This is a genomic window from Marinobacter sp. 3-2, assembly GCF_003751355.1.
Taxonomy (GTDB): Bacteria; Pseudomonadota; Gammaproteobacteria; order Pseudomonadales; family Oleiphilaceae; genus Marinobacter; species Marinobacter adhaerens.
Map to the genome: position 1 here is coordinate 325,135 of NZ_RJUQ01000011.1, position 25,696 is coordinate 350,830.

General features: G+C 59.2%; 26 protein-coding genes. 5 read left to right on the forward strand and 21 right to left on the reverse strand.

The window, feature by feature from the left end:
• Nucleotides 1–3 precede the first annotated feature (3 nt).
• The 5 genes from ccmE to ccmA are packed head-to-tail and all read right to left on the reverse strand — an operon-like array spanning nucleotide 4 to nucleotide 2,860.
• Complete coding sequence (gene ccmE, locus EDB94_RS03275) at nucleotides 4–474, reverse strand: cytochrome c maturation protein CcmE (protein ID WP_014577598.1); 471 nt, start codon at nucleotides 472–474, stop codon at nucleotides 4–6.
• A 14-nt stretch (nucleotides 475–488) separates the two neighbouring features.
• Nucleotides 489–728: a heme exporter protein CcmD gene (gene ccmD / locus EDB94_RS03280; RefSeq protein ID WP_014577599.1), complete on the reverse strand. Its 240-nt coding sequence runs from the start codon at nucleotides 726–728 to the stop codon at nucleotides 489–491.
• Between the two features lie 3 nt (nucleotides 729–731).
• A complete protein-coding gene (ccmC, locus tag EDB94_RS03285; protein WP_108017442.1) occupies nucleotides 732–1,475 on the reverse strand; it encodes a heme ABC transporter permease CcmC in 744 nt (247 codons plus the stop codon).
• Nucleotides 1,476–1,506: 31 nt separating this feature from the next.
• On the reverse strand, nucleotides 1,507–2,232 hold the full coding sequence (gene ccmB / locus EDB94_RS03290) for a heme exporter protein CcmB (protein ID WP_062782291.1): 726 nt from the start codon (nucleotides 2,230–2,232) through the stop codon (nucleotides 1,507–1,509).
• On the reverse strand, nucleotides 2,222–2,860 hold the full coding sequence (gene ccmA, locus EDB94_RS03295; RefSeq protein WP_108017443.1) for a cytochrome c biogenesis heme-transporting ATPase CcmA: 639 nt from the start codon (nucleotides 2,858–2,860) through the stop codon (nucleotides 2,222–2,224). Before ccmA ends, ccmB begins: the two co-directional genes overlap by 11 nt.
• 132 nt (nucleotides 2,861–2,992) lie before the next feature.
• Between ccmA and EDB94_RS03300 the strand changes: the two genes are divergently transcribed.
• Both EDB94_RS03300 and EDB94_RS03305 read left to right on the forward strand, forming a co-directional pair.
• Entirely contained in the window at nucleotides 2,993–4,375 is a 1,383-nt protein-coding gene (locus tag EDB94_RS03300; RefSeq protein WP_260312502.1) for a flagellar hook-length control protein FliK, read from the forward strand.
• On the forward strand, nucleotides 4,372–4,686 hold the full coding sequence (locus EDB94_RS03305; RefSeq protein WP_014577604.1) for an EscU/YscU/HrcU family type III secretion system export apparatus switch protein: 315 nt from the start codon (nucleotides 4,372–4,374) through the stop codon (nucleotides 4,684–4,686). The genes EDB94_RS03300 and EDB94_RS03305 overlap by 4 nt, the downstream gene beginning before the upstream one ends.
• Here EDB94_RS03305 and EDB94_RS03310 read toward each other — a convergent pair.
• The 16 genes from EDB94_RS03310 to flhA all read right to left on the reverse strand — a co-directional run bounded on the left by EDB94_RS03310 (nucleotide 4,672) and on the right by flhA (nucleotide 22,451).
• Complete coding sequence (locus EDB94_RS03310; protein WP_014577605.1) at nucleotides 4,672–5,775, reverse strand: AAA family ATPase; 1,104 nt, start codon at nucleotides 5,773–5,775, stop codon at nucleotides 4,672–4,674. The two genes, EDB94_RS03305 and EDB94_RS03310, sit on opposite strands and share 15 nt — an antisense overlap.
• A complete protein-coding gene (locus tag EDB94_RS03315; RefSeq protein ID WP_108017444.1) occupies nucleotides 5,772–8,054 on the reverse strand; it encodes an ATPase, T2SS/T4P/T4SS family in 2,283 nt (760 codons plus the stop codon). The genes EDB94_RS03310 and EDB94_RS03315 overlap by 4 nt, the downstream gene beginning before the upstream one ends.
• A gap of 26 nt (nucleotides 8,055–8,080) precedes the next feature.
• Nucleotides 8,081–8,473, reverse strand: a complete 393-nt coding sequence (locus EDB94_RS03320; protein WP_108017445.1) for a DUF2802 domain-containing protein — start codon at nucleotides 8,471–8,473, stop codon at nucleotides 8,081–8,083.
• Between the two features lie 67 nt (nucleotides 8,474–8,540).
• A complete protein-coding gene (locus EDB94_RS03325; protein ID WP_008173094.1) occupies nucleotides 8,541–9,029 on the reverse strand; it encodes a chemotaxis protein CheW in 489 nt (162 codons plus the stop codon).
• A gap of 134 nt (nucleotides 9,030–9,163) precedes the next feature.
• Nucleotides 9,164–9,973 carry a chemotaxis protein CheW gene (locus tag EDB94_RS03330; protein WP_108017446.1) on the reverse strand — a complete coding sequence of 270 codons (810 nt, stop codon included), beginning with the start codon at nucleotides 9,971–9,973 and terminating at the stop codon, nucleotides 9,164–9,166.
• Complete coding sequence (locus EDB94_RS03335) at nucleotides 9,966–10,763, reverse strand: ParA family protein (RefSeq protein WP_039881985.1); 798 nt, start codon at nucleotides 10,761–10,763, stop codon at nucleotides 9,966–9,968. The genes EDB94_RS03330 and EDB94_RS03335 overlap by 8 nt, the downstream gene beginning before the upstream one ends.
• 194 nt (nucleotides 10,764–10,957) lie before the next feature.
• Nucleotides 10,958–11,740: a flagellar motor protein MotD gene (motD, locus tag EDB94_RS03340; protein WP_108017447.1), complete on the reverse strand. Its 783-nt coding sequence runs from the start codon at nucleotides 11,738–11,740 to the stop codon at nucleotides 10,958–10,960.
• 18 nt (nucleotides 11,741–11,758) lie between these two features.
• The gene (locus EDB94_RS03345) at nucleotides 11,759–12,499 is read right to left on the reverse strand and encodes a flagellar motor protein (RefSeq protein ID WP_008173090.1); all 741 of its coding nucleotides are present in this window, start codon (nucleotides 12,497–12,499) and stop codon (nucleotides 11,759–11,761) included.
• The gene (gene cheB / locus EDB94_RS03350; RefSeq protein WP_108017448.1) at nucleotides 12,499–13,662 is read right to left on the reverse strand and encodes a chemotaxis response regulator protein-glutamate methylesterase; all 1,164 of its coding nucleotides are present in this window, start codon (nucleotides 13,660–13,662) and stop codon (nucleotides 12,499–12,501) included. The genes EDB94_RS03345 and cheB overlap by 1 nt, the downstream gene beginning before the upstream one ends.
• 65 nt (nucleotides 13,663–13,727) lie before the next feature.
• The gene (locus tag EDB94_RS03355; protein ID WP_108017449.1) at nucleotides 13,728–15,878 is read right to left on the reverse strand and encodes a chemotaxis protein CheA; all 2,151 of its coding nucleotides are present in this window, start codon (nucleotides 15,876–15,878) and stop codon (nucleotides 13,728–13,730) included.
• 16 nt (nucleotides 15,879–15,894) lie between these two features.
• The gene (locus tag EDB94_RS03360) at nucleotides 15,895–16,680 is read right to left on the reverse strand and encodes a protein phosphatase CheZ (protein ID WP_053115437.1); all 786 of its coding nucleotides are present in this window, start codon (nucleotides 16,678–16,680) and stop codon (nucleotides 15,895–15,897) included.
• Nucleotides 16,681–16,700: 20 nt separating this feature from the next.
• Nucleotides 16,701–17,084: a chemotaxis response regulator CheY gene (gene cheY / locus EDB94_RS03365; protein ID WP_008173086.1), complete on the reverse strand. Its 384-nt coding sequence runs from the start codon at nucleotides 17,082–17,084 to the stop codon at nucleotides 16,701–16,703.
• 162 nt (nucleotides 17,085–17,246) lie between these two features.
• The gene (locus EDB94_RS03370; protein ID WP_014577616.1) at nucleotides 17,247–17,990 is read right to left on the reverse strand and encodes an RNA polymerase sigma factor FliA; all 744 of its coding nucleotides are present in this window, start codon (nucleotides 17,988–17,990) and stop codon (nucleotides 17,247–17,249) included.
• A 31-nt stretch (nucleotides 17,991–18,021) separates the two neighbouring features.
• Complete coding sequence (locus tag EDB94_RS03375; protein ID WP_041646273.1) at nucleotides 18,022–18,834, reverse strand: MinD/ParA family protein; 813 nt, start codon at nucleotides 18,832–18,834, stop codon at nucleotides 18,022–18,024.
• 68 nt (nucleotides 18,835–18,902) lie between these two features.
• The gene (flhF, locus tag EDB94_RS03380) at nucleotides 18,903–20,210 is read right to left on the reverse strand and encodes a flagellar biosynthesis protein FlhF (RefSeq protein WP_108017450.1); all 1,308 of its coding nucleotides are present in this window, start codon (nucleotides 20,208–20,210) and stop codon (nucleotides 18,903–18,905) included.
• Between the two features lie 60 nt (nucleotides 20,211–20,270).
• Nucleotides 20,271–22,451: a flagellar biosynthesis protein FlhA gene (flhA, locus tag EDB94_RS03385; protein WP_053112468.1), complete on the reverse strand. Its 2,181-nt coding sequence runs from the start codon at nucleotides 22,449–22,451 to the stop codon at nucleotides 20,271–20,273.
• A 218-nt stretch (nucleotides 22,452–22,669) separates the two neighbouring features.
• On the opposite strand from flhA, the gene upp reads away from it, so the two are divergent.
• From upp to EDB94_RS03400, 3 genes are read left to right on the forward strand one after another with little or no spacing between them, the layout of a single operon-like run.
• The gene (gene upp / locus EDB94_RS03390) at nucleotides 22,670–23,308 is read left to right on the forward strand and encodes a uracil phosphoribosyltransferase (RefSeq protein WP_008173081.1); all 639 of its coding nucleotides are present in this window, start codon (nucleotides 22,670–22,672) and stop codon (nucleotides 23,306–23,308) included.
• Nucleotides 23,309–23,310: 2 nt separating this feature from the next.
• Entirely contained in the window at nucleotides 23,311–24,567 is a 1,257-nt protein-coding gene (locus EDB94_RS03395) for a uracil-xanthine permease family protein (RefSeq protein WP_104270016.1), read from the forward strand.
• Complete coding sequence (locus EDB94_RS03400; RefSeq protein WP_108017451.1) at nucleotides 24,548–25,402, forward strand: class I SAM-dependent methyltransferase; 855 nt, start codon at nucleotides 24,548–24,550, stop codon at nucleotides 25,400–25,402. Before EDB94_RS03395 ends, EDB94_RS03400 begins: the two co-directional genes overlap by 20 nt.
• Nucleotides 25,403–25,696 lie beyond the last annotated feature (294 nt).

A 25,696-nucleotide genomic window follows, 5' to 3' on the forward strand; every position in this document is an offset into this window, starting at 1 on the left:
CGGTTAGTAGGATACGGTTTCCGCGCTGCCACTGGCTTTTTGCTGGCCCTTCGCGGCCTTCTCCAGCGCATCCGCAACTTCCGGCGGCATATAGTTTTCGTCGTGCTTGGCCAGTACCTGATCCGCAACAAAACGACCGTTGCTGTCCAGTCTGCCCATGGCAACCACACCCTGCCCTTCGGCAAACAGGTCCGGAAGGATACCGGTGTACTGGATCGGCACGGACGCGTTGAAATCGGTCACCTTGAACTCAACCATCAGGCTGTCCGGATCACGGAGGACCGATCCCTCCTCGACCATGCCACCGGCGCGGATTCTGACATCCACCGGCGCCTCGCCTGCGGAAATCTGAGTGGGGTCGTAGAACAGATTGATGTTCTGGCGCAACGCGTAGGTGGTCAGACCCACAGCAATGCCCAGTCCCACCAGGAGGAACAGGACGATTGTCAGTCGCTTTTTTCGGATTGGATGCATCAGCTATCTGCCTTTCAGTCTTGGGAAACCTTGACGCGGGTGAAGGATGCTGCCGAAGCCGGGGCAGCCTGCTGGTCCTTCCGCCCGGCCTGGAACTCGTACCCTCGGCGGCAGGCCTCAATGGCCGCTTTGCGACGGCGCAGGGACCAGACCATCAGGCCAATCATCAGCAGGAAAAACGCAGCGTAACAGGACCACACATAGGGCCCGTGGCCTTCCATCACCATAAATGCCGAAAAGGAATCAAACGCCATACTTCAGACCCTCCCGGCCAACACGTAATCTTTAACCCAGCGCGTTCTCTGTTCGCGTAACAGAATCTCTGTTTGCATACGCAGACAGGCGAGCCAGCCAAACAGCAGATAAAGCCCCAACACGGACAGGAGCAACGGCACCCACATTTCTGCCGGCATGGACGGCTTCTCCGTCAGTTTGAACGTCGACGGCTGATGTAGCGTATTCCACCATTCAACGGAGTACTGGATAATCGGTATATTTACCACCCCGACCAGCACAAGCACGGCTACCGCCCGTGCCGCAGATTTTTCATCATTGATCGCCCTGTCCAGGGCAATTACGCCACCATACAGGAACAGCAGGATCAGCATTGATGTCAGGCGAGCATCCCACACCCACCAGGTTCCCCAGGTAGGCTTACCCCATACAGCGCCGGTAAACAGGGAAAGAAAGGTAAGCACCAGGCCCACCGGCGCAACCGACTTTACAAACACGTCGGCCAGTTTCATGCGCCAGACGAGAGTGACAACACCTGCCACAGCCATCATTACGTACACCGATTGGGCGAGAAAGGCCGTGGGTACGTGAATAAAAATAATGCGGTAGCTATTACCCTGGAGGTAATCCTTGGGCGCAAAGGCCAGCCCCCATACAATGCCTGCCATCAACAGCAGGACACCGCCCACCAGGAGCCAGGGCATCAGCCGGGCCGCAATCCCGAAGAACCATTTGGGAGAACCCAGCTTGTGAAAAAATTGCCACATCAGATGGTCACCGTTCTACCGTTACCTTGTTTTACCCGTTAGACAGGCTGATACGCAGCGCCGCTGCCGATGCGAAGGGCGCCAGAGTCAGTGCCAGTACCAGGAATGCCCCCATCAAGGCGACATACGCACCTACAGGCGCGCCCTCCGCGGCCGAAGCCACCGTGCCCGTTCCAAAGATCAGGACGGGAATGTACAGCGGAATGATCAGCAGGGACAAGAGCACGCCCGCTGACCGTAATCCAAGCGTCAGTGCCGCGCCAATTGACCCGATCAGGCTCAACACCGGTGTACCGATCAGCAGCGTTAGACACAAAACTCCGATGGAGTTCCCGTCAAGATGAACCATTACGCCCAAAACCGGCGTTAGTACCACCAGCGGCAGGCCTGTTAATACCCAGTGCGCCGCCGTTTTCGCCAATACCAGCAAAAACAGGGGCTGGGGCTGAAGCACCAGTTGCTCGAGCGTGCCGTCGTCAAAATCGTGGCGAAACAGATGGTCCAGTGACAACAACACCGACAGCAAAGCCGCCACCCAGAGGATACCGGCTCCGGCCTCCCGCAGGAATGACACTTCCGGGCTAACCCCGAGAGGAAAAAGGGTTACGACCATGACAAAGAACAGGAGCGGATTGAGCAGATCCTGCCGCTGCCGGAAGGCCACCTTCATATCCCGGGCGAACACAGCCTGCATCGCCGCCAGCGCTCCGACGGCATCCCGCTGCAAACTCAGCGCCGGCCGGCAATCAGCATTCATTGATCGCACCTCCACCCAGAACAATACGCTCCATACCGGGTAAATTGAGGTCATGGTGGGTTGTTACGACCACGGCACCTCCTTCCCGGGCTCGCTGTAGAAGCAGTTCTTCAATCGCACTGACGCCGCCCGAATCAATGGCCGTGAAGACTTCATCCAGCAGCCAGAGCGGCTCATCGGCGATCAACAGGCGCGCCAGGGCCACCCGTCTTTGCTGACCTGCGGAGAGATTCCGGCAGGGAACATCCTGAAACCCGGTCAACCCGGTACCGTCAAGCGCCTCGCGCAGAACCGGATCCGGCAGCGGCCGACGACCTGCCGTCAGTGCCCGGAGATTTTCCAGAGGCGTCAGCAACGGTTTGATGCCCGGCCGGTGGCCAAGATACAGGGTATTACGGAGGAATTCTTCACGCTGCCCGCATCTGGGCTTGCCGCACCAGAGCAGGTTGCCGGACCACGCATCATTAAGACCGGCCAGCATCCGCAGAAGAGTGGTCTTGCCGGAGCCGTTCGGACCCTCGACACGGGTGACCGTACCGGGCAGTATGGAGAACGACAGGTCACGGAACAGGATACGTTCATCCCGTTCGCACTGCAGATCAACAGCCTGTAATAACGGCTCAGACATCAGGGCCCCGTAACCAGGACGATGCTCGTGAAGACGGCATCGGGTGCATTCGTGACAGCGGCGGCCATGAACATTGTTCGCTCGTGACCTGCCGGCGCGGCGTATTATAACGAAAGCGCCGGCGGATTACTCTTGTCCAACATCAAATCAGTGACGATGAAACTACCCAGCGGACAGCAGCCACCGACACCCCCTGCCCAGCCTGCAACGCAGACTTCCCGGCCCGCGGTCACAACCGAAGCGGCCCGCGAGCCTGTGGCCGCATCAGCCCGGCAGCTGCTCGACCAGATGCAGCTGGCCAACAGGGAAACCACCCTGGCCCGGGTCGCGGAGATCATCAACCGCCAGGGTGGCAACAACGCGGATCTGTTGCTGGACATCCGGGGCAAATCGCTTCTTGTGCAGTCCGCTGTCGGCAAGACCGAGCTGGCGACCGGTGACTGGGTAAAAGTAATGCGTGCCGGCAACGAACTGCAGCTGATGGGTAAACTGGCGCCTGCCCCCGAGGCCGGGATTGCCCGGGCCCTGGCCCAACGTCTTCCCTGGCAGCAAACTCTGGACGGTGGCCTGGCCAGGCTACTGGGCACACTGACACAGGGCCTTCGACAGGAACCGCTTCCAGGGCAACTGCCATCATCACGAAGTCCTCAACCGCTTCCGGAAGCCGCCAGGCAAGCCATCGAACAATTGGTGTCGAGACTGCCCACGGGAAACAGCCTGACCCCCGGCTCGGGCGGCCAGGACGCAACACCCCAGCAGGTCCGCCAATGGCTGTCGGAAAGCGGGCTGTTCGCCGAGTCACGCCTGGCCCAGACACCGTCGGCCCAGCTACCCGATCTCAAGCTGGCGCTGGGCAGGGTGATCACCGCATTGCTTGCCCAACAGGGTAGCACTCCGGATCAGTTCAACCGGCTGACGCCGATTTCAACACCGGAGCTGATGCAGGCGCCACTGCAATTCCCCCAACCCCTGGCAACGCCCCAGCCCTCGGGCAGTGGCGACGCGCCCACCGTTGGGCAAATGCTTCGCCTGCTGGCCGGGATGCTCAACCGGATCACCGTCAATCAGTTACACAGTCAGGTACTCACGGCCAGGGGGGGCGGCGAAGCTCCGGGCCCGGCGCCCGCGTCGACTCTGGTACTTGATCTGCCGTGGCTGACACCACAAAACGAACCGAGACTGGCACAGGTACGGATCGAACAGTACCCCGAGAACAGCGAGTCAGAAACCAGGTCCGCGAAAACCACCACGGCTGAATGGCGGCTGTCACTGACCATGGATCTGGATGAGGCAGGCCCCCTGCACTTTGATGTTTCCCTCCGACAGCACGCGGTCAGTGCAAGGGTCTGGGCCGAAAAGCAGTCAACCCTTCGCCAGGTGAACCAGGAGCTTCCCGCCTTGCGGCAGAGCCTGAGCGATCTGGGCCTGGAAGTCACTGACCTGGACTGCCGCCGCGGCACGCCCCAGAGCAGCGTAACCCGACTCGAACACAGACTGGTGGATACCCGGGCATGACCTCAGAGACAGAGCATCACAGCAGAGCCGCCGTTGCGCTCAAGTACGATGGCGAGAAAGCGCCAACCATCAGCGCCACCGGCACCCATGAGCTGGCGGAAGAGATCATCCGCATCGCCCGGGAGCACAATGTTCCCCTTTATGAAAATGCGGAGCTGGCCAGCATTCTGGCGCGCCTGTCACTGAACGAAGAAATTCCCGAGTCGCTGTACCGGGTGATTGCGGAAATCCTGGCGTTTGCCTTCCATATTCGCGGGCTAACCCCAGACGATCGCAGACCCGGCGAGTCGGATGATTCAGTGAATCAGTGATCGGAGCGCCCAGGCCTGCTGCCAGTTGTCGCCACGCCTTGGCGCCACGGTGGTTTCAAAGTAATGACGCAGCCGGCGCCGGTCCTCGGGCTGGTCCTTGAGGGCTGAACCGATGATGTGGTGCATTAGCTGCTCCACCGTGATACTGCCCCCGCCGTAATACCAGGCGTTCAGGCTGGCCGCGTGAGCCACCGAAACCGCTTCCGCCGTCGACAGCGCCGAACCGGCGAGTCGGTCGGTACTGCGTCCATCAAGTGTCTGACCATTGCGCAGCTCGTGGAACATGGTCACCAGTACCTCGATGACCGATTCTTCAAGTGCCACCTCTATCCCGGCCCGACTGTTGGCCCTGCCAACCTCCCGGAGAACCACATCCATCTCGTCGGCCAGATTGCGGATCGGGCGTATTTCCTCGAAGTCCATGCGCCGCTTCAGGGCGGCGCTCATCCGGTGTACACCCTCATCAATACTGTTGGACGTGGCGATGACGTTAAAGCCTTCCCGCGCAAGCACCACCCCGTCGTCGCCCGCCAGCTCCGGAATCACCACAACCCTGTCGGACAAGACCGAGAGCAACGCATCCTGCAGCGCCTGCGGACAGCGGGCGATCTCTTCAAACCGCACCATTCGACCCTCCATCATGCCCCGCAGCAACGGGCTCGGAACCAGCGCTTTCAGACACGGCCCCTCGGTGTGCAGGACCGCCTCGTTCCAGCTGTACAACAGTTGCCCTACGTCGCTCACCGCCCCGCCCTGCAAGGTCAGGGTAGAGCCACCCGAAATGGCGGCAGCCAGCAATTCCGACAACCAGGATTTGGCCGTTCCCGGCTCGCCAACCAGCAGGCACCCGCGACTGGTGCACAGGGAAATGATGATCCGGACCACCATGGCACGCTCCGCCACGAACTTCCGTTCAATGCCGAGCTTCTCATCCCCCATCACGAACTTTTCCACCGCTCGCGGGGACATCTGCCAGCCGGGTGGCACCGGGCCATGATCCATCCCTCTCAGCTTGTCCAGCTCAGCGGCATAGACCACTTCTGCCGGTTCCCGCTGGGCTGCCTTTGTAACCGATTGCTTGTTGCTCATTCCTGACTCCTGCGGCCGCCGCGAACTTCCGGTGCCATGCGCTCTCTCGGGAGAATACGGGGCAGTTCGGACAGCGGAATTATGCCTTCAATAACATGGTCCAGAGCACTGTCCCGCATGGTCACCAGTCCGGCATCGAGAGCGCGCCAGCGAAGCTCACCGATGGGCGGTTGGCTGGAAATGGCATTCCGGATGTCCGAATCAACTTCCATATACTCGACGATCGCCACTCGCCCCTGGGTGCCGCGGCCGTTGCATTTGTCACAACCGGCGCCCTGAAAACACCGGAAATCCGCGGGCGGGCCGTCGGGAAACACCTCGGACAGAATCACCGGGTCCGGCTCTGCAGGCTGGCAACAATGCTTGCAGATGCGCTTGGCCAGCCGCTGGGCGATGACAGCCAGCAGCTCACCGGCAATGGAATTCGGGTGGATACCCAGATCATACAAGCGCTGCAGTGAATCCACCGCGTCGTTGCAGTGCAGCGTGGACAGAACCACGTGGCCGGTCTGGGAGGCCCGTATCGCCTCCAGAGCGGTTTCCTGGTCACGGATCTCGCCCACCAGAATGACATCCGGATCTTCCCGGACAAACGCCCTCATGGCATCGGCGAAACCAAAGCCAATTTCTGATCTGACCCGGGTTTGTTGAATGTTGTCGATGGAGTACTCGATGGGGTCTTCCACCGTGATAACTTTCCGGCGGCCGTCATCGGCAAGGGTCTGCAGCCCCGCATACAGCGTGGTGGACTTGCCTGACCCGGTCGGACCGACCACCAGCACCAGTCCCGCCGGGTTATCCAGCAAGCGCTGATAACGGGCACCGATCATGGATGACATGCCAACTTCGGCAATGGTCATGGCGCGGCCGGTCTGCGGCAGCAGACGTATAACGGCATGTTCGCCATGGAGCGAAGGCTGGGTCTGTATCCGCAGATCGTAGGCCATATCGCCGAGCTGCAGCCGGGACCGCCCACCCTGGGGCAGCCGGTGCTCGGCGATGTTCAGCTCTGCCCGCAGCTTGATGACGTTAATCACCCCTTTCATCTCCCGGGCCGACAGCTGGTACTGGGGCAGATCATGGAGATCGCCATCCACCCGAAGGCGAATGCGAATCCGGTCACCGTACTGTTCTATATGGATGTCGCTGGCTTTTTCACTTACAGCGTCCATCAGAATGGCTTCGTAGACAGACACCAGATAGGGGCTGACGTGCTTGTTTTTCGGATCCTTGCCCAGAAGCTGATCCTTGCTGCCAGTCGGGTCCGCCGCCTGATTCGGGGTTGGTTCCTGATCCGCTGCAAAGCGGCGCCCTTTGGCAGTCAGATCAAGAGCTGACCAGAGCCGACGAAAGTCCGTCGGTGTAACCAGCAGGCAGTCAACCACCTGGTTAGGACTCAACCGCTCGAGCTGATCAGTGCGCGCATCGGGATCGTCGGTCACAACCGTGATCCGACCATCTTCCTCGGCGATGGGTATCAGTCGTGAGAGATCCAGAAACGTTCGGGAAAATCGCCGGAACAGCGCCGGATGGAGATCCGGCAGAAGCTCGTCCGCGTCGGTGAAGGTCATGCCCCGCTGGCGGGCAAGAGAACGGTAGAGATCAATCTCTTCAAGATTCAGTTTCCGGCGGAGCACGTCCAGCAACCGGCAATTCTGCTTCGCTGCCTCCGCCTTTGCCTCGGCCAGGACCGCTTCGTCCACAACACCCTGATCAATGAGGATCTGCTCGACGTTACGGTTGAAGTCGACCCAGCCCAGGGTGCGCACACGCTTGAGCTTGGCACCCTGTTTTTCGAACATGGCCAGGCTCGGGACGGGTCCCGCTCGCCCTTCAAGACACACCAGGTGCCCCCCCTCACGAACCAGGTGCGCCAGGGCAGTCTGGTCCCTGACAAACGAGGTACACAACACGAGATCACAGAGTGGATCAGGCTCGGGCGCCTCTTCCGCACGGGCAACAACGACATCCACATTGTGCATACCCAGGCGGACAAACCGCTCTCTGGCAGCCTCTGCGACAACGGCATTCCGCTCCACGTACAGGACCCGATGGGCGAGCCCGGACAGCACAGCGGCAAAATAGCCTGAGCCACCGCCCACGTGCATCACCATCTGATCCGGTTCTATTTCCGGGAGCAGGGAGAGAATGTGGCTGACAGTTTCTTCGCGGGGAATGGAGTGGCCGGTTATCGAGGCAACCAGGTCAGAACCGGAAACAAAATCATGGCGGGATACAGATCGAAGGGCCTCAAGGGCCCTCGGATAGACTCTCTTCATTCAACAACGTCCGTAACGGCTTGGTATCAGGCCGCCTGACGTTTTCTGAGTGCTGACACCAGCTCGGCCTCGGGACGGGAAATTCCGCACGTGTTCATAAGATCGTCGATATCGGCGCCGAGATCAACCAGTCGAGAGGCTTCATCGTAAGAGATTCGCAGCGGATCGTTCTGGCGCATTTCGTCGAGCGTGGTCCTCAGCTCGTGCAACTGACGCTCACAGCTAACCAACCGCTGCCCTACCCCCATGCTGCCACTGGTGGTGGCATGCAGTTCCCGGCCAAGGGTATCACAGCGCTCTTTCAGCGTTGCTCTGAGACCACGTACCTGGCGCCCGAGAACCAGGCCCTGAACGAAAACCAGAGACAGGGCGGCAACAGTCAGCGCCCAGGGAAGGTATGAAGGAATTTCTGCAAACATGACGGATGTCTCCCGTTAATTGCCACGGAAGGCATCCATCGTGAGGCCTGCAACGGGTTGCCCCGGATCACAGTGCCGCGATTTCAGCCCACTCGTGGTCTGACAGCATCTTGTCGAACTCAACCAGAATGATCAGTTCGCCATCCTTGTTGCACACGCCCTGGATAAATTTGGCACTTTCCTCGTTACCCACGTTCGGTGCAGTTTCAATTTCGCTGGCTTTCAGGTACACCACCTCGGCGACGGAATCCACCAGAATGCCCATAACCTGGTTGGCAGATTCCATAACCACAATCCGGGTGGCATCGGTTACTTCGGCATCGGCCAGGCCAAAGCGCCGGCGGGTGTCGATAACGGTAACCACGTTACCCCGAAGGTTGATGATGCCGAGCACATAATCCGGGGCCCCCGGAACCGGAGCAATCTCCGTGTATCTCAGCACTTCCTGAATCTGCATGACGTTCAGACCGTAGGTCTCATCATCCAGCCGGAAGGTAACGTACTGCAGTACCTGATCGTCCTGGGCCTGATTGGTTTGTCCGCTCGGGGATGCCATAGCGATGTTTCTCCTCTTGGGCTGCCCGACGGGCAACCTGATCGTCAAAAAAATATCATCAGTGCCCAATACTATAGTTAAGGGCACAAACCGTGCCAGCACGGCTCGGTTTCATTCAGTAACCATTGTTTGCGTCAGCTCAGATCCAGATGGTGCTCTCTTTCCGCCCTCACCAGCAAGTCTGCCATGGTGCGCACATCAATCAGCGCACACATGTGGTCAATCACCGTGCCAGCCAGCCATGGACGCTTGCTGCGGGCTGTGCGCCAACGCACTTCGTCCGGCCGGAGGGTGAAGGACTGGGCGACGTCATCACAGGCCAGCCCCCAGTCGCTGTTATCCAGCCGGATCACAAACCGGTAGTTGTCCCGGGCATCAGGCGGCACCCGCCCTGCCATGATCCATTCGGCGGTATCCACCACCCTCAGGTTCTGATCCCGGTCCGGGCGGATTCCCATGTACCAGCGTGGACTTCCCGGGATGGGCCGGATCTCTTCTTCAATGCGGTGAATGGCACCGAGCAGAATCAGAGGCACCGCCAGCTGCAGACCGGCCACCGTGAAAATGAGACACTCAAAGGGCTGTTCTGACCACTCCGGGCGGGACGGCGGCGCGGCCGGCTCGGGCGCAGGCTGAGATTCAATCCTTGCCTTCGGCACCGGCGCTTCCGGCGCCTGTCGCACCACTGGCCTCTCTGGTTCCGCAGACGTTTCCCGGACCCGTTTGGGTGGTTCAGGTCTTGCCGCCGGTTTTTCGACGGTTGGCACGGATGCCGGTTTCGTGCGGGTTGCCACCCGCGGTTCCGGAGGTGCAGGTTTCACCGGTTCCGGCGCTTCGATTTCCTCCCGAAGCGCCGTATCAGTGGCCGTGTGCAGCAGCTCGTCAAGATAACTGGCAATGGCAGTTTCCGGATCCGCCAGCCGTGTCAATTTATCGTCAGCCATGCTGACGCTCCTTCACCCTGCCCACCCGGGCCATGAGATCATCCAGCAGATGACTGTAGGCGCGGACACCATGGGTTTCGGCATCCAGCGCGGACGGTGTTATGCCGCCCTGGCTGGCATCCCGGAACTTGGTGTCCACCGGAATCGCAAACTGCCAGAGGGACTCGCGGTAGGTCTTCCGCAACAGGTTCAGGCTTTTCACCGACGCCTGTGTCCGCCGGTCATACAAGGTGGGCACAATGGTGTAAGAAAGTTCGTTTTTCTGGGAACGCATGATCATCTTCAGGGTGTGGAGCATGCGCTCCAGGCCCTTGATGGCCAGAAATTCGGTTTGCACGGGAATGATCAGATGCTGGGCTGCCGCAAGGGCGTTAACCATCAGAACCCCCAGAGAGGGAGTATTGTCGAGCAGGACATAATCAAAGTCGTCCCAAAGCTGAGTCAGAGCCCGGGAAATGATCAGCCCCATGCCTTCCACGCCGATCATTCGTCGCTCAAGGGTAGCCAGGGCTGCACTCGCCGGCAAAAGGGACAGGCCCTTGCAGCTGGTCTCCGTAATCAGTTGGGCAGGTAGACCTTCCGGAACCTTGCCCTGGTGCTGGAACAGGTCGAAAACACTGTGCGCGATTGTATCCGGATCGTACCCGAACCAGCTGGTGAGCGAGCCATGCGGGTCCAGATCCACAACGAGAACACGCTTGCCACGTTCGGCAAGCAAGCCGCCCAGGGCGACCACACTCGTGGTTTTACCGACACCACCTTTTTGATTGGCTACTGCCCAGATTCGCACGCTTTGATTCTCCAGAGAATACATCGGTGTGGCCGGCAATTAACCGTTGCCACAGTCCCGTTTATCGGCCATTCCCCGGGCAACTTGAACCAGTCCTCGGAAAATCCGGCAAGCTGTTGCCGGCGCCTTATTGTTAACGGGGAGTAATACAGGAACCATGCCAATGGCTCTATACGCATCTGCCGACGATCGGGTCAGCGCATGGCACCGCGAATACTGGCGTCACGGGAGATCAGCAATACCACCCGGCGGTTTCTGCGGCGCCCTTCTTCAGTGTCATTCCGGGCAACCGGCTGATACTGGCCATAGCCGACAGCCGCGAGACGTTCCGGCTCGATGCCCTCCATCACCAGCATCCGGACCATGGCAGCCGCCCGGGCGGCTGACAATTCCCAGTTTGACGGAAATCGGGAGGTACTGATCGGCTGATTATCGGTGAAGCCTTCCACTTTGACGGCGTTGTCCCGGTTGTTCAGAACCGTGGCGATTTTCTCGACCACCTCGAACGCATCGTAGTGGGGCTCGGCATCACCGCTGCCAAACAACAGACTGTTGGGCAGATTCAGCTCCAGCCACTGGTCGCTGGTCTCAAGCGACACCACGCCCTGGTTGATCAGCTCATCAAACTCCATGGACAGCTGGTCAGCCATGGCTCGCAGCGCTTCGGTCCGCGCCTGCGCGTCCATCTCTGGATTTCGGGGCGCTTCGGTCACCGCCGGCGGGATTACGTTCTCGGCAGGCGCATTCACTGATCTCTGGGGCTGGTCGCCAATCTCGATTGGCTGGAAGGAGCGCTGGGGTGCATTGAAGACGCCAGTCAGGGTTTCAGAAAGGACTTTGTATTTGCCTTCGTTAACCGACGATACCGAGTACATCACGACAAAAAAGGCGAACAGCAGAGTGATGAAATCCGCGTAGGAAATCAGCCACCGCTCCTTGTTGTGCAGATCATCCTGGGGTTGCCTACGGCGCCGCATAAGTTGGCCTGCGCATGCTTACTGCAGGAAGCCCCGCAGCCGCAATTCGATGGATTTCGGGTTTTCACCCTCGGCGATGGCAATCAGGCCATCGATCATCATGTCCTCATAGCGGGTGCGCTCCCGCACGATACCGCGCATCTTGTTGGCGACCGGGAAGAACAGGAGGTTGGCCAGCGCCACACCGTAGATGGTGGCTACAAAGGCGGTTGCGATCCCGCTACCCAGGGATTGGGGATCCTCCAGGTTGGTCATCACCTGGATCAGGCCCATGACAGCCCCGATAATGCCGATGGTTGGCGAGTAACCACCCATGGCCTCGAACACCTTGGCCGACTCCAGATCCCTCTGCTCACGGGATTCCAGATCAACTTCCATAATGCCCCTGATGGTCTCGGTTTCGGCACCGTCCACCAGCAACTGCAGACCCTTGCGGGCAAAGGGCTCCGGCTCACGCTCGGCAAGACCTTCAAGGCCCAGCAAGCCCTGCTTGCGAGCTTTTACGCTCCAGTCAATGACTTTTCCGATGCCGTCTTCAAGGTTGATAAACGGCGGGAAAAAGACCCAGCGCACCTGAGTGAAAGCCCGCTTCAGCATGGGCCACGAGGTCTGGAGGATAGTCGCGGCCAGAGTGCCACCGATGACGATAATGGCCGCCGGCCCATTAAACAGTGAGCCAACCGCTCCGCCTTCCAGCAGGTTACCGCCAAGAATTGCGGCAAAGGCCAGAATGACCCCAAGCAGGCTCAGGATATCCATCAGCACACACCTTCAGCGAGGCGTGGCCCGATCTCGTCCAGGGACAATACGTCATCCGTCAGCCCTGCCTTGGCAACGGCCATCGGCATGCCGTAGATCACAGACGATTTTTCATCCTGGGACCATATATCCGACCCGCTCTGCTTCATCATCCGACAGCCTTCTTTGCCGTCCGAGCCCATCCCGGTGAGAATGACGCCGAGCGTCTTGCCCGGAAAGCTGCGGGCAAGAGAACCGAAGGTAACGTCTACGCAGGGTTTGTAATTGAGCCGCTCGTCCCCGGGCAAAATACGGATCCTGGCCTGTCCGCCCCGATTCTCGACCATCATCTGTTTGCCGCCGGGCGCCAGCAAAGCCAGGCCGGGCCGCAACACATCACCATCCTCAGCCTGCCGGACTTCAATCCGGCAGAGCTTGTTAAGGCGTTCGGCGAAGGCCGGAGTAAAACTCGCCGGCATATGCTGCACCAGAACAATCGGTGCCGGGAAGGTCGCGGGCAACACCGTCAGTACCCGCTGCAGGGCAACCGGGCCGCCGGTTGAAGTACCAATGCCAACAACGGCGTAATGCTTGGCCGGCCCACGGCGGCCATGGCGCCTGGGGGCCTCAGTTTCGCCCGGAGAACCTGCCGGCGCTGCCGGAGCCCGGGTATCAGGACGCTGACGCGGTGCTGGTTCCGGACGCGGGCGCCCTACAGGCTCCGGCGCCCGGGAGGCGGGAGCTGAAGGTTCCGCGCGGGACGGCGCAGGAGACCGGTTGCCGGGACGACTGCGGGCTACATCCAGAATCCGCTCAATCAGGATTTTCTGGAGCTGACTGTTGTCCCGGGCAATTTCTTCGAAATTCTTGGGCAGAAAATCAACGGCGCCGGCCTCGAGCGCATCCAGTGTGACCCGGGCACCCTCATAGGTGAGCGATGAGAACATGAGCACCGGTATCGGATGTTTGCGCATGATTTCGCGCACGGCAGAGATGCCATCCATCACGGGCATCTCATAATCCATGGTAATCACGTCGGGACGCAGCTTCTCGGCCAGCTCAACGCCTTCCCGACCATTGGTCGCAGCACCTACCACTTTGATCTGGCCGGAGCTGGTCAGGATTTCCGTCAGCCGTTTGCGAAAAAACCCTGAATCGTCAACGACCAGGACAGAAACTGTCATCCACTTCTCCTACCCAATCCATCGTTCTTCGGCCTTCTTTGGCAAAAAGCGCCGGAAGGCCCGGCTCAACCGTAATGCTGCAACAGGCTTGGCACATCAATAATCAGCGCAATCCGGCCATCACCGGTAATGGTGGCACCTGCCATGCCTGGCGTACCCTGGAGCGCTCGCCCAAGGGGCTTGATAACCACTTCTTCCTGACCAACCAGCTGGTCGACCACGAACCCGACCTGCTTGGTACCCATGGCCACAATGACAACATGGGCGTTATCGGGCACCTCCTGGCCAGCGCCGCCACGAACCAGCCAGCGCTTGATGTGGAATAGCGGGAAGACTTTATCCCGAACCACAATGCATTCGCGCCCATCGACGATGTTGGTCTTGGTCAGGTCCAGATGGAAAATCTCGACCACGTTGACCAGCGGCAACGCAAAGGATTGATCGCCCAGCATGATCATCAGGGTGGGCATGATGGCGAGCGTCAGCGGAACCTTGATGACAATGCGAGAGCCCTTGCCCAGCTCGGATTCGATGCTCAACTGGCCATTGAGCTGGCCAATCTTGGTTTTCACCACATCCATGCCGACGCCACGACCGGACACATCCGAAATCTGCTCCTTGGTAGAGAATCCGGCGGCAAAAATAAGGTTGTAACACTCCGAATTGGTCAGCCGGTCCGCTGCGTCCTGGTCGTAGATACCCTTTTCGACTGCTTTGCGGCGCAGGACCTCCGGATCCATGCCCGCGCCGTCATCCTCGATAAACAGCAGAATATGGTCTCCCTCCTGCTCGGCGGAGAGGGTAACCGTGCCCTGGCGGGGCTTCCCGGCCTTCTCGCGGACTTCCGGAGCCTCGATCCCGTGGTCCACCGAATTCCGCACCAGGTGAACCAGCGGATCAGACAGCGCTTCAACCAGGTTCTTGTCCAGATCGGTTTCCTCGCCATGCATCACCAGGTTCACCTCTTTCTTGAGGTTTCGGGCGAGATCGCGCACAACGCGGGGGAACCTGCCGAACACCTTTTTGATCGGCTGCATACGGGTCTGCATGACGGCGGACTGGAGATCAGTCGTAACCACATCCAGGTTGGATACCGCCTTGTGCATGTGTTCGTCTTCACTTTCGGCACCCAGACGCTGCAAGCGGTTACGCACCAGCACCAGCTCACCCACCATATTCATGATGTCATCGAGCCGCTTGGTGTCGACACGAACCGTCGTTTCCGCGGCCGGGGCATTCTCGCGAGCAGGCATCGCCGGTGCGGCAGCGCCTTTGGCCTCCGGCTTCTCGGCCGGCTTCGACTTTTCGGGCTTTGACGCGTTTGCTTTCGGTGAAGCTGGTTCTTTTGAGGATGCAGTCTGTTTCGGCGCTGAGGGCTGTTTTGGAGCTGCAGGCTCTTTCGAGGCTGAAGGCTCTCCGCCCGCGGTCGGGCTTCCGCCCTTGCCGTGAAGATCGTCCAGCAGTTTCTCGAATTCGTCGTCGGTGATCAGGTCATCGCCGCCAGCAGATCCGGCCTTGGCAGCCGGCCTTTCTTCTTTACCAGAAGCCTCTTCCTCGCCAGCTGGCGCACCGGCAAACTGACCTTTTCCGTGCAGTTGGTCCAGTAGCGCCTCGAATTCGTCGTCGGTTATTTCGTCGTCTCCAGAACTTTCCTGGTCACCGCCGGCCGATCCGGCGCTCGAAGCCGAGGAAACCTCCGCTGATTTCTCGTCCTGCAATGCATCCAGAAGCTGTTCGAACTCGTCGTCGGTGATGTCGCCACCGTCTTCTGCCGGTTCACTCTCTTCCTGCTCAGGTTGAGCGGCAGCGGCCGGTGCCCCCTCGCCTTCAGGCTGGGCCAAGGCATCCAGACGGGCAATCAGTTCGTCCGGCGCCGGTGTCAGCTCCTCATGATTGCGGACCTGCTCAAACATGGCATTGACGTAGTCGAGTGCTTCTAGAACCACGTCCATCAGTTCGGAATCCACCTTGCGCTTGTGATTACGCAAGATGTCGAAAACGTTTTCCGCGGAATGGCAGCAGTTCACCAGCGCTTCAAGCTGAAGGAAGCCGGCTCCGCCTTTCACGGTATGGAAACCACGGAAGATGGCGTTGAGCAGATCACTGTCGTCAGGATGTCGCTCAAGATCTACCAACTGCTCTGACAGCTTTTCGAGGATCTCGCCGGCTTCTACCAGGAAGTCCTGCAAAATCTCTTCATCAGCATCAAACGCCATGCGTTACCCTCATTATTCAGAAACCGAGACTGGACAACAGGTCGTCTACGTCGTCCTGCCCCGAAACTACATCTTCACGCTCATCGGCCTTGATCTGGGGCCCGACGCCCTTCTCTGCAGACTCTTCTTTTTCTTCAATCTGGTGCACCGTGCCCGTGAGCTGGTCCACATGACTGGCCATCACCACCAGGCTGAGCATCTGCTCCTCAACCTCTTTCACAAGGGCGGTGACCTTCTGGATGACCTGACCTGTCAGATCCTGATAATCCTGAGCCAGCAGGATTTCCGACAGGTTGCTGTACATGGTGTCGGCATCGGTTGCCATGCTGACAAAAAAGCGATCAATCCGGCCGTACAGCTCGCGAAACTCAGCCGGCTGCATTTCCCGGCGGCGCAGGCGCTGCCACTCATCACGCAACGCGGCGGCCTCGTCTCTGAGGGCATTGGCCACCGGCATGGTTTCCTCAACCAGGTCCATGGTCCGGTTGGCTGCTTCACCGGTCATCTGCACAACGTATTCGAGACGATCAGAGGCATCAGTCATCTTTGACAATGCTTCCTGCTGCTCGGCGTTACGGGGATCAATCTGGAAGTTCCGGATTGCTTCGTGCAGGCTCCGCGTCAGCCGCCCTACCTCACGGTACAGACTCTGATCCCTGACCTCGCTGAGTTCATTGATCAGGGTCATGGCTTTGGCATAATCACCCGCATCAACACTCTCGGCCAGTTCCGCTGCCTGCCGCTGGAGCTTTTCCGTCACCTCCGGTTCAAGGCCCCGATGGTTCTTTTTGCTATCGCTCATGAGAGCCATCCGACCTCTGGTTACTGGATTCTTTCAAAGATTTTCTCAATCTTTTCCTTGAGCACGGCAGCGGTGAACGGCTTGACCACATAACCGTTTACGCCTGCCTGGGCAGCGGCAACGATCTGGTCGCGCTTGGCCTCAGCAGTTACCATCAATACCGGCAGGGTTTTCAGATTCTCGTCCGCCCGAACGGCCTTGAGCAGGTCGAAGCCTGACATGCCCGGCATGTTCCAGTCGGTCACCAGAAAATCGTATTTGCCGCTTTTGAGCATTGGCAGTGCCGTGTTGCCGTCGTCAGCTTCATCGGTGTTGGTGAAGCCAAGATCACGCAGCAGGTTCTTGATGATCCGTCGCATTGTGGAGAAATCGTCCACAATGAGGATTTTCATGTTTTTGTCCAATGGGACCTCCAGTTAGTAACACCCGGAATTCGTTTGACCTTTGCGTTCAAAGTCTAGCAGGCCGCTGTTTTAACCGCTTATTGTCGGACCTTTGCTTCGGTTGTAAAGCATCGGTTACCAAAAACTACAGACTACCTCGTTGGCGACACAGACTGAACGCGGTCAGTTGTCCGATTCCTGACGCCAATCCGAGAGCCGTCCCCGAAGGCGCAGGGCTGCCTGGCTGTGAATCTGGCTTACCCTGCTCTCACTGACGCCGAGCACCGCGCCAATCTCCTTGAGGTTCAGTTCTTCCTGGTAGTAAAGGCTCAACACCAGCTTTTCCCGCTCCGGCAGGTCTTCAATCGCCTCAGCGAGGCTCCGCCGGAAGGCATCGGAGGACAACCCCTCAAGGGGATTATCCTGCGTCTCTGTCTGTTCTATCGGCAGCTCTCCGGATTCATTGAGCTCGTCGAGGCTAAAAAGTCGACCGCTGTTGGAATCGGAAAGGTAGGAGTGGTATTCGGGTAGCCCCATACCCAGCTCTTCGGCCACTTCCTGGTCGTGGGCTTCGCGGCCAAGTCTATCTTCAACGGCCTTGATGGCCTGGGAAATGCGACGGGCGTTGCGATGAACAGAACGTGGCACCCAGTCACCCTTGCGGATTTCGTCCACCATGGCGCCGCGAATACGGATACCGGCGTAAGTCTCGAAGGTAGCACCTTTGGTAGAACTGTAACGCTGGGCGGCCTCGAGCAGACCGATCATGCCGGCCTGCATCAGGTCTTCAAGCTGGACGGACGCCGGCAGGCGAGCCATCAGGTGAAGGGCAATTTTCTTGACCAGCGGCGCGTGCTGCTCAATGAGCTGAGCCGGCTTCTGCGCACTTGACTGGTTATAGATTCCGAGGTTTTTCGCCAATGTCATGTATCCGGTTTTTTGTTTGACTGGATCCGATTCAGACTTCGACGAGCCGCTCCACAAAAAATTCCAGATGCCCGCGGGGAGAGGACGGCAACGGCCAGCTATCTACCTTGTCCGCCAGCGCCTTGATGGCCAGTGAAGCTTTCGCCCTGGGATAGGCGTCCAGCACCGCACGCTGCCGCTGAACTGCTTTCTTCACGGCCTCATCGTAGGGGACTATTCCTACGTATTGTAGTGCCACATCGAGGAAGCGCTCGGTGACCCGGGTCAGTTTTTCAAACAGATGCCGGCCTTCCTGCTCATTCCGGACCTGATTGGCAAGAATACGGAAGCGGTTGGTTCCATAATCACGGTTCATCAGCTTGATCAGGGCATAGGCATCGGTGATCGAGGTCGGCTCGTCGCAGACAACCAGCAGCAGCTCCTGCGACGCTCTCAGAAAACTGACCACTGACTCGGAAATACCGGCGGCGGTATCAACGATCAGGACATCGATCTGATCACCCAGTTCGCTGAACGCATTAATCAGCCCGGCATGTTCCATGGGGCTGAGCTGGGTCATTCGTTGGGTACCGGAAGAGGCGGGGACAATCTTGATGCCACCGGGACCATTCACCAGAACGTCCTTCAGATCACAATCGCCCGCCAGAACATCCTGGAGGTTGCGATTGGCAGTGATGCCCAGCAAGACGTCGATATTGGCGAGCCCCAGATCGGCGTCGAGCAGCACCACTCTCCGGCCTTTCTGCGCCAGGGCAATTCCGAGGTTCACCGACACGTTACTCTTGCCGACACCACCCTTTCCGCCGGAAACTGCAATCACCTGTACCGGATGTGCTCTGCTCATACTGTTTTTGGTCTCTCGCCACGTTTCGCCGGCTTTGTCTCCGACGCCTGCTGTCAATCTGTCCGGTCTCAGGCGTGTTCTTTCAGGCCCTCTGCGACCGCTTGCTGTTGCTGGAGTGTTTTCAGCCGATCCACGGCCAACCGCACCAGCGGAACGGCTTCTGCGTGGTGCAGGTCTTCAGGAATCTTCTGGCCGTCTGTGTAATAGGCTACCGGCAGACCGGTTTCCATCACAAACCCGAGAGACTCGCCCAGCGTCAGGGCCTCGTCGATTTTGGTCATCACACAGCCCGCAAGATTTGCCATCTTATAGCAATGCCACACGGATTTCATGATGCGAGGCTGACTGGTTGCCGAGACCACCAGATGGGTTTTGATATTGTGATGGCTGCGAGCCAGTTCGGCCAGCTGTTCCTGATAGCCTTTGTCCGCACTGGTCAGTCCGGCGGTATCAATCAGCACCAGATGACGGTCTGACAGCTCGTCCAGAATATCGTCCAGACTGTGGCTCTCATCCACGACCCGAACCGGCACATTCAGGATCCGACCGAACACGAATAACTGCTCGTGCGCCGCCACCCGATAGCGATCCGTGGTAACCAGGGCCACGGAATCGGAACCATGCTTGAGCACGTAGCGAGCGGCGAGTTTTCCGATGGTGGTGGTTTTCCCGGACCCTGTCGGCCCCACCAACGCGTAGGCGCCGCCCTCATCCAGCCACTCCATGCGGGAGGTCCGGACCCCGGTACACAGCATTTTCAGGGACTGCTTCCAACCGTCTTCCAGACGCCCCGCCTTGTGACGACGGGAAATTGACCCCGCCAGATCACTGCCGAGGCCGAACTCCTGCAAGCGCTCGGCAAGCCTCTGCTGCACGGCGGTGGTCGCAGAAACCTCCGGCTCCGTTTGCGGCCGACGGCCCTGCATCATGTCTCTGAGCGAGCTGATCTCGGCCCGCATCTGCGCCAGCTCATCGGAATAGGCTTCCCTCGGCGCCTGTGGCAGAGGTTCAATATCACCAAAACCACCGCTCACCTCTTCCTGAATGGCAGCGAACGAACCGGCGTAGCTCGCGCCCTGCGATGCCCGCTTTTCCCGTACTTCACGGATGCGGTCCCGGGACCGGCTCAGCTCGTCCTCAAGACGCCTGTGCTGGTCGGCCTGCATCTCGGCCAAGCGGGACCCGTTGGTGGCTTCTTCTGCCTGGTTGCCCAGTCGCTGGCGCGCCATATTCTCGTCATAGTCCAGCGCCGTCACAATTTCGACACCGCCGTCGACCCGACGATTGGAAAGGATCACGGCGTCCGGCCCCATCTGTTCACTGACCTGCTTGAGCGCCTCGGCCATGGTCTGAGCAAAAAACCGTTTTACTTTCATGATGCCTCTTCCTCCACCGGCAACGCCGTGCCGGCGCTGTCCGCTCTGTCATCCGCGCCGTTACTGGCCAACGGACGCCACGATCGTAATCTGTTTGTTATCCGGAATTTCCTGGTACGAGAGCACATGGAGCCGCTCTACCCCGTAGCTGGCGAACTTCGCCAGCACCGGCCTCAGGGGCCCGGACACCAGCAGAATGGCTGGCTTGCCGAGCATCTCCTGACGCTGGACGCTCTCCTGAAGCGAGCGCTGGAGTTTTTCAACCATATTCGGCTCCAGGACCAGGCCAATATCTTCCTGTCCGCCGGATTGTTGACTCTGCTGAACAGACTTTAGCAATAACTGTTCCAGATCCGGATCCAGGGTGATCACCGGTATCTCTGATTCGTTGCCGCAGATACTCTGGACAATCATCCGGCGCAGGGACTGCCGCGCAACGGTGGTCAACAGCTTCGGATCCTGACTCTTCGGATGCACGTTCACGATGGCCTCGGCAATGGACCGCATGTCTCGGATCGGCACTTCTTCCTTCAGGAGGTTCTGCAGCACTTTCAGCAGCAGACTGATGGATACGGTGGTGGGTACCAGTTCCTCGGCCAGCTTCGGAGAAATCTTTTCAAGCTGATCCAGCCATTTCTGGACTTCCTCATGGCCCAGCAGCTCGTGGGCGTGTTTCTGCAGTACCTGGTTAAGGTGGGTCGCGACCACCGTACTGGCATCGACCACGGTATAGCCGAGCGTCTGGGCCTGGTCTTTCTTGTCTGGCTCAATCCAGCTGGCGTCCAGACCGAACGCCGGATCCTTGCCTTCAATGCCTTCTATCTTTCCGAATACCTGACCGGGGTCGATGGCCAGTTCGCGGTCCGGATGGATTTCCGCTTCGGCAATGGTCACGCCCATCAAGGTGATGCGGTAGACATTGGGCATCAGATCGAGGTTGTCTCGAATGTGGACCGAGGGCATCAGGAAGCCGAGATCCTGGGACAGCTTTTTACGAACGCCCTTGATACGACTGAGCAACTGGCCACCCTGTGACTTGTCCACCAGCGGGATCAACCGGTAACCCACTTCCAGACCGACAATATCGACAGTGGACACATCGTCCCAACCCAGCTCCTTGGTCTCTCCGGGGGCCGGTAGTTGACGCCCCTGATCGCCGCCAGCATCACCGCCTGGAGGCAGATCACGACCCGCCGGCCGTGGAGCCGCCCCGCCCGCGCCCCTAGCCGGGAATGCGCCATCTTCTTCGACGGTCTGTCTCTGGTGCTTCCAGATATACCAGGCAGCGCCGGCGGCCAGTGCACCCAGACCCAGGAAGGCCACGTGGGGCATTCCGGGAATCAGACCGAGAATGATCAGGATAGCGGCGGCAATGGACAGCGCCTTGGGCGCACTGAACATTTGCTGGAGGATCTGGCCGCCCATGTCCTGGCTGGAGGTAACCCGCGTTACCATGATTGCAGCAGACGTGGACAGCAGCAGCGAGGGAATCTGCGCCACCAGGCCGTCACCAATGGTCAGCAGCGCATAGCGCTCCATGGCCAGCCCGAAGTCCAGACCGTGCTGCAGCATACCAATGGCAATACCGCCAATGATGTTGATGGCAAGAATCAGCAGGCCAGCAATGGCGTCGCCCTTCACAAACTTGGACGCACCGTCCATGGAGCCGTAGAAATCCGCCTCCTGGGCGATTTCGGCACGACGATGTTTGGCCTCATCCTGATTGATCAGGCCGGCGTTCAGATCCGCATCAATCGCCATCTGCTTGCCGGGCATGGCATCCAGCGTGAAACGGGCGCTCACCTCGGAGACCCGGCCGGCACCCTTGGTCACGACCAGGAAGTTGATGATCATCAGGATCGCAAACACCACCAGACCCACGGCGTAATTGCCGCCGATCAGAACGGCGCCGAAGGATTCGATCACTTTACCGGCGGCATCGCCGCCTTCGTGGCCGTTCAGCAGAACAATCCGGGTGGACGCCACGTTCAGGGCGAGACGCAAAAGTGTGGCTACCAGCAGGACTGTCGGGAAGGACGCAAACTCCATCGGCCGCAGGGCGTAGACACACACCAGCAGAATGACAATGGACAGGGTGATGTTGAAAGTAAAGAACACGTCCAGGAGGAACGCCGGCATGGGCAGAATCATCATGCCCAGCAAGCCCATCAGCATGATGGGTATGCCCAGGTTGCCCCGCGTCAGGGTTTTGACGTTATTGAGGACTAAAGCTCTGTCCATGCCGGATACTTCTCCGATTGGCCGTGCCTGCAGGCGTTTTGAAGGTCGAAAATCTGACACCGGAGCGTCGTTTGGAAGGGTTATCGCAAGATCCGTACCACTCCTTAGGGGATTTCCGTTAAGCAGCCATTTGCGGCCTGACTCGCCTTGCCAGATGCGGTATCCTTGCGCCATTTGATCGCGACGCCAAAATTCCAACCAGACACACAGGTGACCCCATGCCAATCCACGAGGTAAAACACCCTCTGATCCGCCACAAGCTCGGCATCATGCGCCGTGCGGATATCAGCACCAAGAATTTCCGGGAGCTGGCACAGGAAGTCGGTGCGCTCCTGACCTACGAGGCCACCAAAGACTTCAATCTGCAGGAAAAGACCATCGAAGGCTGGGCAGGGCCGGTTAACGTGGAACAGATTCACGGCAAGAAAGTCACCATCGTGCCGATCCTGCGGGCCGGCCTTGGCATGCTTGACGGTGTCCTCAGTCTGATTCCGGTGGCCCGGGTCAGTGTTGTCGGCCAGATCCGCAATGAGGAAACTCTCGAGGCCAGCACCTACCTCGAAAAGCTGGTGGGCGAACTGGACCAGCGCATGGCCATGATTGTCGATCCGATGCTCGCCACCGGCGGCTCAATGATCTCCACCATTGACCTGCTCAAGAAGGCTGGCAGCACCGAGATCCGGGCCCTGGTTCTGGTTGCCGCGCCCGAAGGCGTTGAAAAGGTTCTGGAAAAACATCCGGACGTGTCTATCTACACCGCCTCCGTTGATGAGCGCCTCAACGACAAAGGCTACATCCTTCCGGGTCTCGGCGATGCCGGCGACAAAATCTTCGGCACCAAGCAAAAGGACGTTTAAGAATGCAGGACCATACCAACGACCCGGTCTGGAAACAGGCCATTGCTGGCTCCCAGATGCTGCTGGTGGCGTTCGGCGCGCTGGTTCTGATGCCACTGATTACCGGGCTGGATCCCAACGTGGCCCTGTTTACCGCCGGCCTGGGCACCCTGATCTTTCACGTGGTGACCGGCGGTCAGATCCCGATTTTCCTCGCGTCGTCCTTCGCCTTTATTGCCCCCGTGATTGCCTCCAAAGGCAAGTTCGGCATGGAAGAGACACTCGGCGGCCTGATGGCAGCGGGTATTCTCTATATTTTCCTCAGTGGACTGGTACGGATGCGGGGCACCGGCTTTGTCCGCCGCCTGCTGCCGCCAGTGGTTATCGGCCCGGTGATCATGACTATCGGTCTCGGCCTGGCGCCGGTTGCCGTTCACATGGCCTCCGGCCGCACCGGTGATGGCGCGAACCAGCTGATTCCCTACGACACGGCGATCTGGATCGCCATGATCTCGCTGGCCGTAACCATCATCATGTCGGTCTGGTCGAAAGGCATTTTCCGGCTGATTCCGATCATGTTCGGCGTTATCACCGGCTACATCCTCTCCGCGTTTGCCGGTATCGTGGATACCACGCCAATCCGGGACGCCGCCTGGTTCGCCGTTCCCAACTTTGTTGCGCCGGAATTCAGCTGGGGCGCCGTGCTGTTCATGATCCCCGTCGCCATCGCGCCGGCCATCGAACACATCGGCGACGTGCTGGCCATCGGCAACGTGACCCGAAAGAACTACCTGGAAAAGCCGGGCCTGCACCGCACCCTGCTGGGTGACGGCCTGGCGACCAGCGCCGCCTCCATGCTCGGTGGACCGCCCAACACCACCTACTCGGAAGTCACCGGCGCGGTTATGCTCACCAAGAACTTCAACCCCAAGGTCATGTGGTGGGCTGCCTGCATCGCCATTGTTCTGGCTTTCGTTGGCAAATTCGGCGCAGCACTGCAAACCATCCCGGTGCCCGTCATGGGCGGCATCCTCTGCCTGCTGTTCGGTTCCATTGCCGTCGTTGGCCTGAACACACTGATCCGCCACCAGGTAGATCTGTCGCAGTCTCGCAACCTGGTTATCGTAGGCGTTACCCTGGTGTTCGGTATTGGCGGCATGGTGCTCGGGCACCTCGAAGGCATCGCGCTCTGTGCGGTGGCTGCCATCATCCTGAACCTGATACTGCCCGGCAGCCGCGAGGCGTGGGGTAAAGCCGTCTATGAGCAGAAAGCCGACTGACAGCTCCGGCATCAGCTTCACTGCCCTGTATACCGGTGCCGTCTGGCACCGGTACGGGCTCTCTGACGACACCCTCATTACAGAAAAGGGCCGCTGGCTCTATCGCCTGATGACCCCCTTCGAAGCCGCCAGTCAGGCGACCATCGGCGGAAACATCCGCACCTTCCTGCTGCAACGACATCTCATTATCGACCACCTGATTGATCAGGCCATCCGCGACAAGGGCATTACACAAGTGCTGGAAATCGCCTGCGGCATGTCGCCCCGGGGGATTCGTTTACGGCAGAAACACCCCCTGCTCCACATGGTCGAAGCCGACCTGCCCGACATGGCCGCCCGCAAGGCCCTCCGCCTGATGGCCACGGGCCGCCTCGGCGACCACCACCAGGTCACGCCCATCGATATCCTCGCGGACTACGGTGAGTATCAGCTGGAAAAAGTGATCGACCGGGTATTCGAGAACGACCAGCCGGTGATCATCGTCACGGAAGGCCTGACCAGCTACTTCTCTCTGGAAACCATTTCCGAGTTCTGGCGCCGACTCGCCGCCACCATGGCCAAACGCCCGGGCTCGGTTTACCTCTCCGAAAGCTACTACCAACCCCGCCAGCCGGTTCTGAACACCACCCTCAAGGTGCTCGGTGGCGTCCTCGGCGCCGTCACCCGCAGCGAGGTATCTTTCCACTTCCAGACCGACGAAGAGACACGGGAGCATTTCCTGTCCTGTGGGTTTGCCTCCGCCACAGTGCACGATCCGCGTTCCTGGTATGGGACTCTGCCAATCCCCGAAAGCCGCGGAGAGCCAATGGTTCGGGTTATTGAGGCTGGCTGCTGACTTTCTGGAATTACAGCCTGCTAGTTTGAGGGATGCGTGGTGGTGAAAGGCCTTTCCAGGACACGCTACGAGCACATCCATGTGCGCTTGGCTGTGGCCATCCATGGCCACAGACAGTCCTGGAAAGGCCTTCCACCACCACTTGTCATAACCTCCAGATATCGCTCTGGATTTATTTTGCCTGGTTGAAAGTCTCGCCATTAACCAGGATTAGAACGCAGGTTGGATTAGGCGCAGCCGTAATAGAACCTACGATTCTCGGTTTTGATGATATCGAATGGTTCAAAAGCGGGT

Excerpts from the sequence above, each read along its gene's own strand:
- EDB94_RS03360 (WP_053115437.1), bottom strand. The coding sequence starts at position 16,680 with ATGAGCGATAGCAAAAAGAACCATCGGGGCCTTGAACCGGAGGTGACG.
- EDB94_RS03330 (WP_108017446.1), bottom strand. The coding sequence starts at position 9,973 with ATGGCTGACGATAAATTGACACGGCTGGCGGATCCGGAAACTGCCATT.
- EDB94_RS03310 (WP_014577605.1), bottom strand. The coding sequence starts at position 5,775 with ATGAGCAACAAGCAATCGGTTACAAAGGCAGCCCAGCGGGAACCGGCA.
- EDB94_RS03395 (WP_104270016.1), top strand. The coding sequence starts at position 23,311 with ATGCAGGACCATACCAACGACCCGGTCTGGAAACAGGCCATTGCTGGC.
- EDB94_RS03325 (WP_008173094.1), bottom strand. The coding sequence starts at position 9,029 with ATGGCATCCCCGAGCGGACAAACCAATCAGGCCCAGGACGATCAGGTA.
- ccmA (WP_108017443.1), bottom strand. The coding sequence starts at position 2,860 with ATGTCTGAGCCGTTATTACAGGCTGTTGATCTGCAGTGCGAACGGGAT.
- EDB94_RS03400 (WP_108017451.1), top strand. The coding sequence starts at position 24,548 with ATGAGCAGAAAGCCGACTGACAGCTCCGGCATCAGCTTCACTGCCCTG.
- ccmB (WP_062782291.1), bottom strand. The coding sequence starts at position 2,232 with ATGAATGCTGATTGCCGGCCGGCGCTGAGTTTGCAGCGGGATGCCGTC.
- ccmD (WP_014577599.1), bottom strand. The coding sequence starts at position 728 with ATGGCGTTTGATTCCTTTTCGGCATTTATGGTGATGGAAGGCCACGGG.
- EDB94_RS03345 (WP_008173090.1), bottom strand. The coding sequence starts at position 12,499 with ATGGATATCCTGAGCCTGCTTGGGGTCATTCTGGCCTTTGCCGCAATT.
- ccmE (WP_014577598.1), bottom strand. The coding sequence starts at position 474 with ATGCATCCAATCCGAAAAAAGCGACTGACAATCGTCCTGTTCCTCCTG.
- cheB (WP_108017448.1), bottom strand. The coding sequence starts at position 13,662 with ATGACAGTTTCTGTCCTGGTCGTTGACGATTCAGGGTTTTTTCGCAAA.
- EDB94_RS03305 (WP_014577604.1), top strand. The coding sequence starts at position 4,372 with ATGACCTCAGAGACAGAGCATCACAGCAGAGCCGCCGTTGCGCTCAAG.
- EDB94_RS03370 (WP_014577616.1), bottom strand. The coding sequence starts at position 17,990 with ATGACATTGGCGAAAAACCTCGGAATCTATAACCAGTCAAGTGCGCAG.
- EDB94_RS03315 (WP_108017444.1), bottom strand. The coding sequence starts at position 8,054 with ATGAAGAGAGTCTATCCGAGGGCCCTTGAGGCCCTTCGATCTGTATCC.
- flhF (WP_108017450.1), bottom strand. The coding sequence starts at position 20,210 with ATGAAAGTAAAACGGTTTTTTGCTCAGACCATGGCCGAGGCGCTCAAG.
- EDB94_RS03320 (WP_108017445.1), bottom strand. The coding sequence starts at position 8,473 with ATGTTTGCAGAAATTCCTTCATACCTTCCCTGGGCGCTGACTGTTGCC.
- upp (WP_008173081.1), top strand. The coding sequence starts at position 22,670 with ATGCCAATCCACGAGGTAAAACACCCTCTGATCCGCCACAAGCTCGGC.
- EDB94_RS03375 (WP_041646273.1), bottom strand. The coding sequence starts at position 18,834 with ATGAGCAGAGCACATCCGGTACAGGTGATTGCAGTTTCCGGCGGAAAG.
- EDB94_RS03355 (WP_108017449.1), bottom strand. The coding sequence starts at position 15,878 with ATGGCGTTTGATGCTGATGAAGAGATTTTGCAGGACTTCCTGGTAGAA.
- flhA (WP_053112468.1), bottom strand. The coding sequence starts at position 22,451 with ATGGACAGAGCTTTAGTCCTCAATAACGTCAAAACCCTGACGCGGGGC.
- motD (WP_108017447.1), bottom strand. The coding sequence starts at position 11,740 with ATGCGGCGCCGTAGGCAACCCCAGGATGATCTGCACAACAAGGAGCGG.
- ccmC (WP_108017442.1), bottom strand. The coding sequence starts at position 1,475 with ATGTGGCAATTTTTTCACAAGCTGGGTTCTCCCAAATGGTTCTTCGGG.